The sequence below is a fragment of the Xanthomonas vesicatoria ATCC 35937 genome (genome assembly GCF_001908725.1).
GTDB classification, from domain to species: Bacteria; Pseudomonadota; Gammaproteobacteria; order Xanthomonadales; family Xanthomonadaceae; genus Xanthomonas; species Xanthomonas vesicatoria.
In genome coordinates this window covers 1,841,358-1,856,080 of the sequence record NZ_CP018725.1, presented here as the reverse complement: position 1 = coordinate 1,856,080, position 14,723 = coordinate 1,841,358, and the positions used below count along the sequence as shown (strand labels likewise).

8 protein-coding genes and 4 pseudogenes are annotated in these 14,723 nt (G+C 60.9%); 8 read left to right on the top strand and 4 right to left on the bottom strand.

Features of this window, described 5'->3' with window-relative positions:
* The first annotated feature begins 234 nt into the window (after positions 1 to 234).
* The 7 genes and pseudogenes from BJD12_RS25225 (at position 235) to BJD12_RS08040 (ending at position 8,779) form a co-directional block, all read left to right on the top strand.
* Complete coding sequence (locus BJD12_RS25225; protein ID WP_162096973.1) at positions 235 to 456, top strand: hypothetical protein; 222 nt, start codon at positions 235 to 237, stop codon at positions 454 to 456.
* Positions 393 to 881 (top strand): annotated as a pseudogene (locus BJD12_RS25220) (carboxypeptidase-like regulatory domain-containing protein); the annotation flags it as partial. The gene BJD12_RS25225 and the pseudogene BJD12_RS25220, both read left to right, overlap by 64 nt.
* A 428-nt stretch (positions 882 to 1,309) precedes the next feature.
* Positions 1,310 to 2,860: a TonB-dependent receptor domain-containing protein gene (locus tag BJD12_RS25215; RefSeq protein WP_324250516.1), complete on the top strand. Its 1,551-nt coding sequence runs from the start codon at positions 1,310 to 1,312 to the stop codon at positions 2,858 to 2,860.
* A gap of 48 nt (positions 2,861 to 2,908) precedes the next feature.
* A complete protein-coding gene (locus tag BJD12_RS25210) occupies positions 2,909 to 3,220 on the top strand; it encodes a hypothetical protein (protein ID WP_155759267.1) in 312 nt (103 codons plus the stop codon).
* Positions 3,211 to 3,414 (top strand): hypothetical protein, encoded by a 204-nt coding sequence (locus BJD12_RS25205; RefSeq protein ID WP_074059349.1) that lies wholly within the window; start codon positions 3,211 to 3,213, stop codon positions 3,412 to 3,414. The genes BJD12_RS25210 and BJD12_RS25205 overlap by 10 nt, the downstream gene beginning before the upstream one ends.
* 493 nt (positions 3,415 to 3,907) lie before the next feature.
* Positions 3,908 to 5,353 carry a hypothetical protein gene (locus BJD12_RS08045; protein ID WP_228860943.1) on the top strand — a complete coding sequence of 482 codons (1,446 nt, stop codon included), beginning with the start codon at positions 3,908 to 3,910 and terminating at the stop codon, positions 5,351 to 5,353.
* A 585-nt stretch (positions 5,354 to 5,938) separates the two neighbouring features.
* Positions 5,939 to 8,779, top strand: a complete 2,841-nt coding sequence (locus BJD12_RS08040; protein ID WP_042828742.1) for an HrpF/NolX family T3SS translocon protein — start codon at positions 5,939 to 5,941, stop codon at positions 8,777 to 8,779.
* A gap of 48 nt (positions 8,780 to 8,827) precedes the next feature.
* Here BJD12_RS08040 and BJD12_RS08035 read toward each other — a convergent pair whose 3' ends face one another.
* The 4 genes and pseudogenes from BJD12_RS08035 to BJD12_RS23765 all read right to left on the bottom strand — a co-directional run bounded on the left by BJD12_RS08035 (position 8,828) and on the right by BJD12_RS23765 (position 11,933).
* Complete coding sequence (locus tag BJD12_RS08035; RefSeq protein ID WP_005992929.1) at positions 8,828 to 9,688, bottom strand: IS3 family transposase; 861 nt, start codon at positions 9,686 to 9,688, stop codon at positions 8,828 to 8,830.
* On the bottom strand, positions 9,685 to 9,978 hold the full coding sequence (locus tag BJD12_RS08030) for a transposase (RefSeq protein WP_058562726.1): 294 nt from the start codon (positions 9,976 to 9,978) through the stop codon (positions 9,685 to 9,687). The genes BJD12_RS08035 and BJD12_RS08030 overlap by 4 nt, the downstream gene beginning before the upstream one ends.
* A gap of 146 nt (positions 9,979 to 10,124) precedes the next feature.
* Positions 10,125 to 10,987: pseudogene (locus BJD12_RS08025) on the bottom strand (IS1595 family transposase); the annotation flags it as partial.
* A gap of 20 nt (positions 10,988 to 11,007) precedes the next feature.
* A pseudogene (locus BJD12_RS23765) lies at positions 11,008 to 11,933 on the bottom strand (IS1595 family transposase).
* A 1,784-nt stretch (positions 11,934 to 13,717) separates the two neighbouring features.
* Here BJD12_RS23765 and BJD12_RS07995 point away from each other — a divergent pair.
* Positions 13,718 to 14,671: pseudogene (locus BJD12_RS07995) on the top strand (IS30 family transposase).
* Positions 14,672 to 14,723 lie beyond the last annotated feature (52 nt).

Genomic DNA, 14,723 nt, shown 5'->3' with positions numbered 1-14,723 from the left:
AGGCCTGTGGCCTCGCGCGCCTACCCGGCAGTGGCCCGCCTACCCGCCGGAGCCGTCGGGTAGGGGAACTTGGCTGCCTATGATCGAACGCGACGGTATCGACAGTTTGGGCATCAGCTGATGGCGTGCGGTCATTGGCGCCCCGCCGCCGATGTCCAGAAAGTGTGATTCCGGCGGCCGTTGGCCCCGTTCATTTAGCCGCATTGCCGGCAGTTTCCATCTTGGGGAGAACGCATGAACCGTAGTATCCAGAAGCGTGCCTTGGCGTTGGCGTTGGTGGTGGCCATCGGCAGTGCACACGCGCAGTCGACCACCGGCAGCATTGTCGGCAGCGTGGGGCAGGGCAATGGCACCAGCGTGGTGGTGGAAAACAACAGCGGCCTCAGTCGCGAGTGCCGGTGGATGCGCGCGGCCGTTACACCGCCGGTAACCTGCCGCTGGGCACCTACAAGGTAACGGTCAAGCGCGACGGCGCGGTGGTGGAAACCCGCGAGAACGTGGCCATCACCGTCGGTGCCAACACCGATGTGTCGTTCGCTGCCGCCAACGCCGCGGGGAGCGGCGTGCAGACCCTCGACAGCGTCACCGTCAATGCCGCCAGTCTTGCCACGATCGACGTCAGCAGCGTGGACACCCGCACCGTGGTCACCGCCGAACAGCTGCAGCAATTGCCGCTGGGGCGTACCGCCGAGGCGATCGCGCTGCTGGCACCGGGGGTGGTGGTCAACAGTGGCGGCTTCGACAACGGCCCGCTGGGTGGTTCGTTGCCCAGCTTCGGCGGCTCGGCCGCCAGCGAAAACGCTTATTACCTCAACGGCTTCAACACCACCACCATCAGCAATAACCTCGGTGGTCTGACCCTGCCGTATGGCGCCATCGACCAACAGGAAATCTTCACCGGCGGCTACGGTGCGCAATACGGCCGCGCCAATGGCGGCGTGATCAACCAGATCGGCAAGCGCGGTACCAACGAATGGACGTTCGGCGCAGCGGTGATCTGGGAGCCGAACGGCTTGCGCGCCAACCAGCGCGATATCTATTGGCGCCCGGACAGCCAGGCCAGCACCGTCAATAACGCTGCCTACCGGTATGCGCGCGCGGCCAACGGCCTGTACCAACCTGCCAGCGAGGCCGAGGCCAACCAGACCACCTACAGCGCCTATGTCGGCGGGCCGATCATCCAGGACAAGCTGTTCTTCTTCCTGGCCGCCGAGCAGGTGGATTCGGACGGCGTGCGCGTGGGCACCAATCGCGACACCGACAACGGCCGTACCGGCGGCCTCACCGACTACGACTACAAGCAGAAGCGCTGGTACGCCAAGGTGGACTGGAACATCACCGACAACCACCTGATCGAGGTGACCGGTGCCAGCGACGAGGCCGAAACCAACGGTTCGATCTATCGCTACGACTATCTGGCGCGCCAGCGCGGCAGCTACTTCACCGACGAATCCACCTGGAAAACCGGCCCCACGTTGTTCACCGGCAAGTACACCGGCTACATCGGCGACAACCTGACCGTGACGGCGCTGTACGGCAAGATGACAACGCCCGACGAGCTGACCCCGTTCAACTACGACGCCGCTGGCGGGCCCGTGATCAGCAGCGCCGCACTGCAGAACCCGGCCTACACCGGCGGCACACCGCGTATCGGCAACCAGTTGGTCACCTCGGTCAGCTCGCCCGACCGCGAGTACAAAAAGACAATCAGCGCCTGAATCTGGAATGGCGTCTCGGCCATCACACGCTCAACTTCGGTATCGATAACCAGAAGTCCGAAGGCATCGATGTCGGTTCGGTGCTGTCCGGCCCCGGCTTTGCGTGGACCTACGGCCAGACCAATGATCCCAACGGCCTGGCGACCGGCGGACTGGTCAGCCAGTCGGCCAACGAAGCCGGCGGCATCGGCGCCCCCAGCCCGGGCCTGGTCGATCCGGTCAACGGCTCCAGCGGCTATTACGTGGTGCGCAACATCAACACCAGCCTGTATTCGTACGAGGCCAAGCAGCGGGCCTACTACATCGAAGACAAGTGGCAGGTCACCGACAACTTGCTGCTCAGCATCGGCCTGCGCAAGGACGAGTTCACCAACTACACGCCGTTCGGCGACCCCTATATCGAAGTGGACAATGCCTGGGCGCCGCGATTGGGCTTTAGTTGGGACGTCAACGGCGATTCCAGCCTGAAGGTGTTCGGTAACCTCGGGCGCTATTACCTCGGCCTGCCGCTGTCGGCGGTGAGCCTGTTCACCCCGGCCACCACCACCGATACCTACTTCACCTACAGCGGCATCAATGCCGACGGCACGCCGGTGCTGGCGCAGCAGCTGGGCTCGGCGGTGTCGGCCAACTCGCGCTTCGGCCGCATTGCCGATGTACGCACCGCGGTGGCCAAGGACATCGAAGGCGAAAATCAGGATGAAGTCATCCTCGGCTTCACCAAGCAATTGGACAGTGGCTGGGTGCTGGGCGTGCGCGGCACGCATCGTCGGCTCAATGCCGGCATCGACGACCAGAACTACGACGTCTCCAACACCGCGCTGATTGCCGCCGCGGCTGCGCAGGGCGTCACCATCGACTTCTCGCAGGTCGCCGGCGCATCGCTGATCAATCCGGGCCAGACCAATACCTGGGGCGTGATCGGCACTGATGGCCAGTTCCATGAAGTGTCGGTGAGCCGCGAAGCGGCGGGGTTCCCGAAGTTCAAGCGCAACTATTCGGCAGTGGAATTCAACCTGGAGCGCCCGTTTGACGGCAAGTGGTACGCCAAGGTCAACTACGTCTGGTCGCATAGCTACGGCACCACCGAAGGCCAGGTGCGGTCAGACCTGTGGCGCACCGGCGGCGCACTGGGCAGCTAACAGGGCCAGGCCTCGGTCTCGACCACGCAGAGCTGGGACCACCCGGCATTGATGGAGCATTTCAACGGCGATCAATCCAACGACCACCGGCATCAGCTCAAGCTGTTCGGCTTCTACCAGTTCAACCCGCAATGGGGCGCCTCGGCCAATTTCAGCCTGATCTCCGGCGCGCCGCAGAATTGCCTGGGCAACTACTACGGCACCGAGTACAGCGGTCGCGATCCGGCCGGCTACGGCGGCAGCGCGATCACCGGGGGCCGTACCACTACTGCTACAACCCGGAAACCGGCACCGGCAGCGCATCGCCGCCAGGCTCGCAGGGCCGCCTGGGCTGGATCGCCCAGCTCGACATGGGCGTGACCTACAAGCCGGCGTTCGCCGACGGCAAGCTGGCGCTGCGCTTGGATGTGTTCAACATCACCAACGAGCAGACCGCCACCAACATCTACCCGTTCTCGCAGCTGCCGGACAACACCACCAACCCGCTGTGGAATCAGGTGGTGGCCTACCAGGCGCCGCGCTCGGGCCGGGTGACGTTGAGCTACGACTTCTAAGCGCCGTTTGCGGTGAGGTGAGTCCAGGCAGCGACGCGTTTTCCCACGCAGCGCTGCTTTTTTTGGGGGCGGGGTGGCAATTCAACCCGCTTCAATCTTCCGGGTTGAACAAGCGACATGCGCAGCAAGCAACGCGCGCCGCGCTGCGTCGGCCGTTGCCCGATCTTTCGCATCCCCGCTCTGCGTTTCGCAGCGGCCAGCAGGTCTGGTGCCAGGCGTCGGCATACTGCACCGTGCCGCCGTCTCGATGGCAGAGAGAGACCTCGTCGTGCTGCAAAAATTGCGCTGGAGCACCCCCAAACCCCATCCCGTTGCCGATCATGGCAACGCGCCGTCCACGTCGGTTCCCACGACGTCAGTGGTTCCGAGTGAACCGCCAGAACTGGGTCGTGCGCCCAGGCGGCCTAAGGGCGCGGCCAGGCAGCGTCCCGCAGCGCGCAGCCCGGTGCGCAGGCAGCCAGCTGCCACGGGCCATCGGCCAGTGCCGCCCACGGTGGAAAGCCTTCCACCCAGTCAAGGGGGCGAGATCCAGCTCCATTCATCCGATAGCCGCCCGCTGCCTTCGCCAGAGGTGCCGCAGCGCCCGTCGGTTCCTCGCCAGACGCTGGGCGCGTTGTTGGCCAAGGAGCGAAATCAGGAACAAGCCGCGAAGGCGGAGCAGGCGCAGCTGGTCAAGCAGGCCCGGCGCCAGGCGCTGACGCAGCTGATGCACACTGCCTTGCCCGACGGTGGAAAGACCATGAAGCGGCTGAGGGCGCGGGCGGCCAGAGTGCAACCGGTCACCGTGGCCGATCGATGGCAGATGATCCGCAAAGGTGCTCCCCAACCGATGCAAGGCGAGCGAAGGATGGCGTTCGAGGCACTGCTGCGCAGCGATCTGATGGCGATCGCTGATGCCGGCCAGCTCGATCCCTTGGTGGCGGTCGACAAAATGGCCGAAGCGCTGGACGAGGCCATTCTGGGCCAGGGCATTCTGGCCAGCGACCGGCAACTGCTCGATGACGTGGTGAATGGCTTGTCGATCGATCGTCTGTACACGCGGCTGAATCTGAAGATGACAGACGACACCATGCCCGCTTTCACCAACGCGCAGGAGCAGGCGCCGAGAGAGCTGGGAGCTGGCCGGTCCAATACGGTGTACGAGGTTCAGATCCGTAATACGGATGGCACGGCGATGAACGCGGTGTTCAAGCCGCTCAGCCACGAGCCGCCCGATCCGGAAGAGTGGAGCGTGGTTGCCAGATTGACGGGCATTTCCAGGGAAGACCCGCAAACGGCAATGCGCAATCTCGCAACCGTGGCCTATGCAAGGAAGCTCGGTTTTCACGTGATCGTTGACACGCGCGTGGCGCCGATCAACTTGGGGCAAGACCCCTTCAACCCCGCGCTGGGCCTGATCATGGAGCGCGCTCCGGGAAAACCCGCCGAAGAGGTTGATGCGTCCATGCTGGCCCAGGCGAAGGTGTGCGCTGAAGTGATGAAACTGCAGCTGCTAGACCATTTGACGGGCGAGGCCGATCGCCACGACAAAAACTACTTCATCCACGTCGAGTCCGATGGTCGCGCCAAGGTCACGGGCATCGACAACGACAACTGTTTCGGCGCGGAACTGACCGCCCCGGACGCGGCCCAGCCGGACCTGGAACATCCGCAACGAAGGGCATTTCATGGCACCGCGTTGCCGCCGGTGGCAGATACCGAGATGGAGCGGGCCATCCTTGCACTGACCGAAGAAGACATTCGCTCACTGCTGCAAGATAAGCTCAACGATGCCGAGGTCGCTGCCGCCATCCAGCGCTACCAAGGCGTCCGGCAGCATCTCATCGGCCTGCGAAATGCCGGCCTGGTGATCGAGCCGCACGACTGGGGCCGGGCAGATGTGCAGCAACGCCTGACCCCGGAGAACAGCTACCTGGGCCGCGAACGCGAGTATGCGTAGATTCGCGGCCGGCTAGTCCGTGCCGCGACGGCGCTGCTTTGCAGGCGATAGCGGGCAACTCTTGCGGCCCGCTTGCAGACGCTGCCGATCAGAACATCGCCAGCCCCGATTTGGCGGGCAGGCAGCTGCAGGCTGGCCAATAAAGAACGCAGCGCGTATGCCGTGGCGCACCGCTGCGGCACGCGCATGGAGGTGGCGTATTGCGCTAGCACCGCTGCTGCGCTGTGTGTGCACGGAGCGGCGTGGTGATGCTGTGTTGTGCCACGAGCGCCCAACGCAGCACTGGCCACCAGGCTGGATCTTTCACGCTTGAACAACGCTGCTGGGTGACGCAGATGGCTGTAGTGCGCTCTCCCGTTCTCGGTCGGCGTCTATCAGATTGCCTTGGGCTGATGTAGGGCAACGGCCTCGCCCACACATTCTGTTTTCTGCGTTTTTTTCGCCAAAATAGTTCATCGGCGCGTGCATCTGATTTTGGCGGTGGCAACATTTGTGCTCGCCGCACGAGACATGCCCGTGTGGCCGTATGAGCAGTTACTCATATGCAGATGCTCTGTCCTGCTTTGCCACTGCGAGGCCGCATACATGTCGCTCAACACGCTTTCGACCGGGAACACCAATGGTCTGTATCTACCTCCAATGGATGACTCATCGTCCTCGGGGTTGATCGGATGCGATTCGTCGATGAACGACTCTGATCTGTTGCTGGCGATGGATAATCTGTTCCTGGAACAGATTTATCGCTTGATCGCAGCCGTCTACGGCAACGGACCAAGCAACGGACCAAGCAACGGCGTTTCGGGGCCGGGCACACCTTCAGCCGACGATATTCAAGCCGGCCAGCCGATCGAGCAACGCACGTCGTGGCCGACGCTGCCCACTCCGTTCGACGCCAAGGACATCAAGGGAGACGACGCGCCACCAGCCATGCCTGGGTCATCGGTGACCTGGGACGGCGGCACGCTGACTCCGTCGCAGCTTCAGATCGTTTCCACGCTCAACCAGCATAGGGACAAGATGCCGGTCGAGTTCGCCAAGCTCGACGAAAAGATCAACGACCCGTCCACCCCGCCCGACCTGAAAAAAGCACTGGAAGGCTTGAAACAGGATCCTGGCCTGTTCTTCGCCATGGCATCTCAGGGCCACGGCAAGCACCACCACGACGACCAGGGCAAGTGCAACGGCAGACTCATCGCCGACAACCTCTACGACTTCGCCGACCGCCATCCGCAGGTGTCTGCGATGGGTGGCAAGAACGCGACCTTCAATCCCGAAAAATTGATTGGAAAGACGCCGCCTCCGGCGGCAGAGGGCTCAACGGTCACCTGGGACGGCGGCACGCTCACGCAGTCCCAACTGGATATCGTCTCCACGCTCAATCAGCATCGCGACATGACGCCGATCGAGTTCGCCAAACTGGACGAAAAGATCAACGACCCGTCCACCCCGCCCGACCTGAAAAAAGCGCTGGAAGGCCTGCAGCAGGATCCTGGCCTGTTCTTCGCCATGGCATCCCAGGGCCACGGCAAGCACCACCACGACGACCAGGGCAAGTGCAATGGCAAGCTGATTGCGGCCAACCTCTACGACTTTGCCGATCGCCATCCGCAAGTCACTGCCATGGGTGGGAAGAACGCGACCTACAACCCCGAAAAAATGAAGGGCCGCGACCTGCCGCCACCGGTCGACGGCTCTTCGGTCACGTGGGACGGCGGCACGCTCACCCAGAACGAATTGGAGATCGTCACCACGCTCGATCGCCACAAGGACAAGCTGCCGCTGGCGTGGGCCGATCTCGATGCGAAGATCAACGATCCCGCGACACCGCCGGATCTGAAGAAGGCATTGACGGAACTGCAGAACGATCCACGGTTGTTCTTCGCGATCGGCTCGCAAGGCGATGGCAAATGCGGTGGCAAGATCAAGTCCGGCGACCTCAGCAAGTTCTCGGCAGGTCACTCGCAGGTGGCGGAGTACGCCACCAAGCAAGCAAAAGGCTACACGCAGAACTATGTGGCGTCGGACAGCCCGGACAAGGCCCAGCCGACAGTCATGACCGAAAGCGACGCGATGCGCGAGTTCTATCGCTACTCGGACTATCTGCCGAAGGACCTGAACCAGGATGCATTCAAGCAGCTGGTCGAAGGCGACAGCAATACCCAAAAGTGTCCGCCGCAGGTCATTGCCGCCGCACAGTATTTCCGTGAGCATCCGGATCAGTGGACGGCGCTGGCGGGAGATTCGGGCTCCATGAGCACCCCGGATTTCCTGCAGAAATCCGCATCGCAGATGCACCTGACAGCGCCCGAACTGAAAACGCTGGACACGATCAATAGCCATCGGGACGCGTTCTTCGGCGACGGCAAGGAGGTAACCCGCGACAAGCTCGACAAGATCATCAATGACGATAAAGCCGACCCCGCCGTGCGCGACGCCGCCAAACAGCTATCGGCTGACCCGCTGCTGTTCGGGTTGTTGAACAACTCGATCACCGGCTACAAGAAGCCGCACAGCTTCTTTGGCGGTGGCCATGTCGTCGACTCGGGCAAGATCAGCGACAAGGATTTTCAGCAGTTCTACGAGCACATGACGGCGGCCAACAAGACTGTGGATAAGGCGCCGGCCCACGCGGCCACATCGCCCGAGCAGAAGAAGGCTGTCGACGACATGTTGATGGGCAAAGCCGATCAACCTGACATCAAGAAGAAAAAGAAGGACATCGGCACCGTCGGCAAGGGGCTGCATGAGTTCCTCAAATGGGACAGCAAGATTCTGGACTGGGCTTCAGTAGGCCTGAGTGCGCTGAACGGCATCCCCGTGATCGGCGAGTTTGCAGACGCAGCGTCGCTGGCATTGGAAGGCGAAGCGCAGGCGGCACAGGTTCTCGACACTGCACTGCAAGGCGGCGACATGTCGCTTGCGTGGAAGCTGGCCGGTATCAACATGGCGGGTGCAGTCGTGGGTGCAGTGGGTGGACCAACGGCCAGACTCGCGGCCAAGGGAGTAGCCAAGGGAGCAACCGAGGGTGCTGCCAAGGCGGCGAGCGAGGGAGCAACCAAGGGAGCAACCAAGGGCACGACTGAGGGAGCAACCAAGGGTACGACCGAGGGAACAACCAAGGGCACGACCAAGGGCACGACCAAGGGAGCAACCAAGGGTGGGAAACCCAGCGATGCGGTCAAAGGCTATGTAGTGGGAAGCACCATCAGTAAATCTTTTGAAATGCTAAAAATTCCCGTGATGGCAGGCCTGCATTACGAAGAAGTGCAACTGGACAAGGAGAAGAAAAAAGGCGACATCCGCCAGAATCTGGAAGACGCAGGCGGCATACCGCTGGGTAAGCAGAGTATCCCTAAGGACGTTGCCGACAACTTCGAGGCAGACACAAAGGAGAATCTCAGGAATCTGAGGGGCCGCCGTAGGTAGTAATCGTTATCGAGCGATGAGCCACCCCCGATTTCTCGGACAGGTTAATTAGGGAACAACAGCCATCTTCTCGAACTCGGCCGGCGAGCGATAGCCCAGCGCACTGTGCAACCGCTGCCGGTTGTAGAACACTTCGATGTACTCGAACACTTTCCCGCGCGCTTCGTCGAGACTGGCGAAGCGCTCGTGGTGCGTCAGTTCCTGTTTGAGCGAACTGAAGAAGCTCTCCATCACCGCATTGTCGTAAGGCATGCCCTTGCGGCTCATGCTTGCGACCAGCCCAGCTTCTTGCAACTGCCGCTGATATGCACCGCTGGTGTATTGCGTGCCCTGGTCACTATGGTGGATTGCGCCCTGCGCTGGCCGTCGGCGGTGCAGCGCCATGGCCAGCGCAGCGCTGGCCAACGCCTGATCGGCCCGCTGGCCCATCGCCCAGCCCGCGATCTGCCGGCTGTGCATGTCTAGAACTGCCGCCAGGTACAACCAGCCCATCCGGGTCGGGATGAAGGTGATGTCCGCCACCCACACCCGATCTGGCCCCGGACTGACGAACGGCCATGCCAGCCGGTTAGGCGCTACCGCCGCACGCTGGTATGTGCTGCGCGTGCGCAGATAGCGTTGTCGCCGTTTGGTGCGGATCGCATGTGCCTGCCGCAGGCGCCGCACCCGATGCCGGCCGCATGTCTCACCTTGCTGACGCAACGCGCGCCACAGGCGCTCGCTGCCATACGCCTGGCGGGTTTGTGCGTGCAACTGCTCGATCCGCTGCAATAGCCGGGCATTCTCCTGTGCGCGTGGCCCCGGACGGCGAGCGCACCACGCGTAATAGCCGCTGGGCGACACGCCCAACGCATGGCAGAGCCAACGCACCCGGTAACCCCGCTGATCTCGGATCCAGGCGTACTTCACGGTAGCTCCCGCGCAAAGTACGCCGCCGCTTTTTTTAGGATCTCGTTCTCTTGGCGCAGCCGCTCGTTCTCGCGCTGCAGCTTGGCCAGTTCATCCGGGTTGGCCTTGGGCCGGCCACTGCCGCCAAAGGCGCCAGCGCCCTTCGCATCGAGATCCATGGCCCACTTGTAGAGCCGGTTGCGCGGGATGGCTAACTCCCGCGCGATCATGGCCGCTGGCCGATCTCCCGCCTTGAGCAACCGCACTGCTTCCCGCTTGAACTCCGCTGTAAACCGCTGCCGCTTCTGCATCGAACACCTCCCTGCGAGGATTGTCCTCGCTTTCAGGTGTCCGAGTTATCAGGGGTGGCTCACGATGACCTTGTTCAACTGAAGTGCAATCACAAGGAATGGCTCGATTGGCCAGGCACATGCGGGCACCTGAGTAGCCCTGTTTCTCAGCTATGAAAATTGCTGGCCATCCGCAGAGCCGGCTCGGGACAGGACTTGCAACGCATCATCGCCGTGGCGAGTCGTGGCAGCATCTCTGGCAAGCGGAATCTGCGATTGAAACGGTAGGCCGCTTCGGCAGATACCGCCTTGCGTGTTGGCCTTGCGCGATGGCGTGATAGACGCTGCTGATGGCGCGCTTGAGGTTGCCCAGCACCACGGTGACCCAACGGGCATCAGCAGCATCTGTCGGAGCACGACCGCCGCCAGTGTCCAGCTTGGTGTGCGCGTAGCCGCCATCTTCTAGCCGGCGGAAGCAGGCCAACCCGTCGGTATAAACCTCGCATTCGGGCGCCAGGCGACGCGCAGTCCAGTCCGTGAGCGAGGCATTGTCGAAGGTACGCACCGGCTCGATCACCACAAAGCTCGGCGCGGTGAAATTGGCATCGGTCTGCACGGCAATCAAGAACGGCTGCGTGTTCTGCGATCCGCGCCCAGCCTTGCCACCATTGCGCTCACCGCCGAGGTAGGCATCGTCGATCTGCACGAACCCGGATAGTCGACGCGTGGCTTCGCGCTCGGCCATGACCTGCATGATCTTGTGCTTCATCCGCCAAGCACTCTTGTAGTTGTTGCCCAGATGATGCATCAGCTCCAGCACGGCCATGTTGGTCTTGGTCGAGGTCAACAGGTGCAAGGCCAGCATCCATGTGCGCAGCGGCAGCTTGGTGCCTTGGAACATCGTGCCAGCGATCAGGCTGGTCTGATGCCGGTACGCGCTGCATTGATAGTAGATGGCGCCACCGCGCTCGAAGCGCGAGCGCCCACATCCAGCGCAGCAAGGGCAGCGAAATCCCTGCGGCCAACGCCATTCCTGATTAGCCCCGTCCCTCAGCCATGAAAGTTGCTTGCCATGCGTAAAACCCGCTCTGGGCAAGGCTTGCAGCGCATCAGCGCCGTCGCCAGTCGCGGCAGCATCTGCTCCAGGCGAAATCGGCGGTTGAATCGATAGGCCGCTTCGGCCAAGTAGCGCCGCGCGTATTTGGCTTGGCGCACCGCATGGTAGGCGCCGCTGATGGCACACGTTTGACGTTGGCCAACACCACATTCAACCAACGTGCTGCCTGGGCTTGGGTTGCGGCACGACCACCGCCGGTGTCCAGGGTGGTATGAGCATGCCCGGCATCCTCCAGGCGGCGAAAGCACGCCAGGCCGTCGCTGTAGACCTCGCATCCCGGTTCCAGACGCCGCGCGATCCAGTCCTTCAGCGAAGCGTTGTCAAAGGCCTTCACCGGCTCGATCACCGCAAAGACGGGATGTTCGTGGTTGTGGTCCACTTACACTGCGATCACGAACGGCTGTTTGTTCTCCGAACCGCGTCCGCGCTTGCCCCCGGTGCGTTCACCGCCAAGATAAGCGTCGTCGATCTGCACGAATCCGCTGAGTTTTCGCGGCGCTTCGCGCTCGGTGATCGCCTGCATGATCTTGTGCTTCATGCGCCAGGCCGCCTTGTAGTCCACTCCAAGATGCCGCTTCAACTGCAGTGCCGCCAGGTTGGCCTTGCTGGACGTCAGCAGGTAGATCGCCTGCATCCACAGGCGCAAGGGCAGTTTGCTGGACTGCAACAGCGTGCCGGCACGCACGGTGGTTTGATGCGGGCACGCACGGCATTGGTCGTACACCTGCTCACCGCGTCGAAAGCGCGAGCGTGCGCGGCCTTCGCACTGCGGGAAGCGAAACCCCTTCGGCCAGCGCCATCGATACAACGCCCGATAACACTTGGCTTCGGTGCCGTAGCGATCCACGAACTCGGTCATCGACAATCCCGGTTGAAACTGCACGATATTGATGCCATGTCCCACCTCCGTCGCCGCTAGGTGAGACCATTGTCCGACCGCAGCGTCTCAGATCCTGCAACGACCGGCTGAGAGATGGGGCTAATCAGGACGCCATTTGTAGAATGCACGGTAGCACTTGGCTTCCGTGCCGTAGGCCGCGCAGAACTCCGGCATCGACAATCCAGCTTGGAACTGCACTGCTTGATGCTCATTGCGCCCCCTCGTTGGCTTCAGGTGACAACAGCGTCACCCCGGCTGGCGCAGATCCTGCGATTGCTAGCTGACAGTCGGGGCTAATCAGAACTCCACTTGGCGGTGAAGGGCTCAGGTCAAGTCGCCTGGACCCCTTCACAACCCTTGGTGTTGCAATTGAGAGTTGAACTCGTCGCCCTATTCTTGGTAAATAGAAAATCCGCCCCGGATATTTTTACTCTTAAGCGGTGTGCTTGAAAGCATCTGACGCAACAAATTAGACGGGAGCATGCGTCCTTTTACAGGAAGTCGGTAGTTCGCGCACGTCCGTGTTTGCAACTTCATCCGCATCGATCGATACTGGGCAATGGGTTATCGCCGTAAACCTTTCCACTGCTTTACCTAGTGGCATCGAAGGGATATTGATGCGCACCTTCTTTTCTTCACAGTGATAAAAAACTTGGCTCTTGTGCATCAACCATTTGAGATGCAGCCGTAAGGGTCAATAGCCCAAGGCAAGTAATAATTTTTTTCAATATTATCTCCAGATATAGGTTACTACTACTGAGTAGAAGAAATTGCTGTTGCAATTATAATTCTATGTGGAATTTACTGAATAGGCCCGAAATGCCAGGACCCAGAATCAATCTCAGACAACCAGAAAAGTGACGTCATCATCACCTCCGTCACCCACACCGGCAGGAATCAGAAAACCGCACAAACGTCAAAAGCTTCGTTTCTGATGCCATGCCTTCTCAGTTAGAAAATCTGTGAATCTAAATTGAGAGGAGCATTACCATTGCTGCGTCACGCTGAGGTGCAAATAGCATCTATCCTTGGCGTTGCAATAGACTATATCTTGGAGATTGTTATTTATGACAAGCCCGATTCGTGGTGCATCAAGTAGCAACTATCATTATTCTGTGGCAAGCAGTCCAGAAAGCTCGCCACCACAGCAGAGACAGCCGGCAGGCCTCCAGCCGTCTGCTGAGTTCACAGGTCTGGAGCGAATGAGTGGTCGACGTCGGCGGCCTGCAGAGATCTTCAATGTAAGATTCTCGACGGATAATCCCGCTATTCATGAAGTACCTTGCGAGGACCGAAAGCCTGACATCGTTCTCCAAGAGGACACTGAACTTAGTCGGAGAGCGGGCATGCTTTACGGTGGGTACCCGCAAGGCCTTCCCAGTGATGTTAAGAAAAGTATTAAGAAAGATTATAAGCTCTATAATGAATATAAAGATATTCTGAAAAATAAGGGATATAAAAGTTAGGAGCTGAGAGAAATACTTCCTGACAGGCGGGCAAGTTATCTACCCTCTCACATGAACGCTGAAATATTGCAGCGCGACCTGAGTGGTAACCCGTTTAGAGCGCTAACAGACGTAGCGAGCGGTCGTCAGGTGGGTGCGGACGGTACATGAGGACTCCGAGTACCGGCCGCGCCCGCCTGGTGGCCACGCAGTAGTTTTTTAGCTGTCGCGAATATAACTCTCAATCGCAACACCAAGGGCTATGAACCGGTCCAGGCGATTTGACCTGAGCCCCTTCACCGCCAAGTGGAGTTGCCCATATCATCCAGTCGCCTGGACCTGTCGGGACGATACGATCTGCATGCCCTGCACAAAACTGGTCTATCACTGCGTGCGATCGCCGATACTTTGGAGCGTGCACCGAGCGCGACCAGCCGCGAACTGCGTCGCAACCGGCATGGCAGTCGGTATACCCCTGAGCAAGCGCAGCGCGCCAGCCAACAGCGGCGCACGTAGGCGAGTCAACGCCCACACATCGGTGCCGAGCGCATCGTGCATATCGAGGCCTTGCTGGCCGAGGACTTCTCCTGCACAGATTGCCGGCCGCACCGGCTTGGCCAGTCACGAATGGATCTATCGGCATATTTATTCCGATCAGCGTGGTGGTCGCCAGCTGTTCGGGCACTTGCGCCGCGCCGCCGCAAGCGCCGTCGACGGCGGCGTACGCGATGGTCGTGGCCAGCTAAGGATCGGCGCAACTGGAAGGAACGTCCAGCCGTCGTGGAGCAGCGTCACCGCATTGGCGACTGGGAGTTGGATACCCTGCGTGCCTCGCACGGAAAGGCCGTGGTGGTCAGCATGACCGAGCGGCGCAGCCGCCCGCATCTGCTTGCCTTCTCCCCCGATGGCACCGCCCAGAACGTGCGTAACGCCATCGTCCAACGCCTGGGTAAGCGACGCCAGCACGTGCACACTCTGACCGCAGACAGCGGCAAGGAATTTGCGGACTATCGGCTCATCGCTACCGCGCTGCAGGCTGATGTTTACTTTGCCGATCCGTACTCGCCCTGGCAACGTGGCAGCAACGAAAGTGCCAATGGCCTCACACAGCAATACTTGCCACGACACACCGACTTCAGCACCATCACCGACGAGCACCTGCGATGCATCGAACAGCGTCTCTCCAACCGACCACGCAAGATACTCGGATTCAAAACGCCCCTCGAAATCTCCTCCGAGGAAATCAAAAATAGCGTTGCGAACCAGAGTTGAATTCGCCTACCGATTTGGTGCTGCGGCAACGCATTGCAGTCTTCCACGGTGA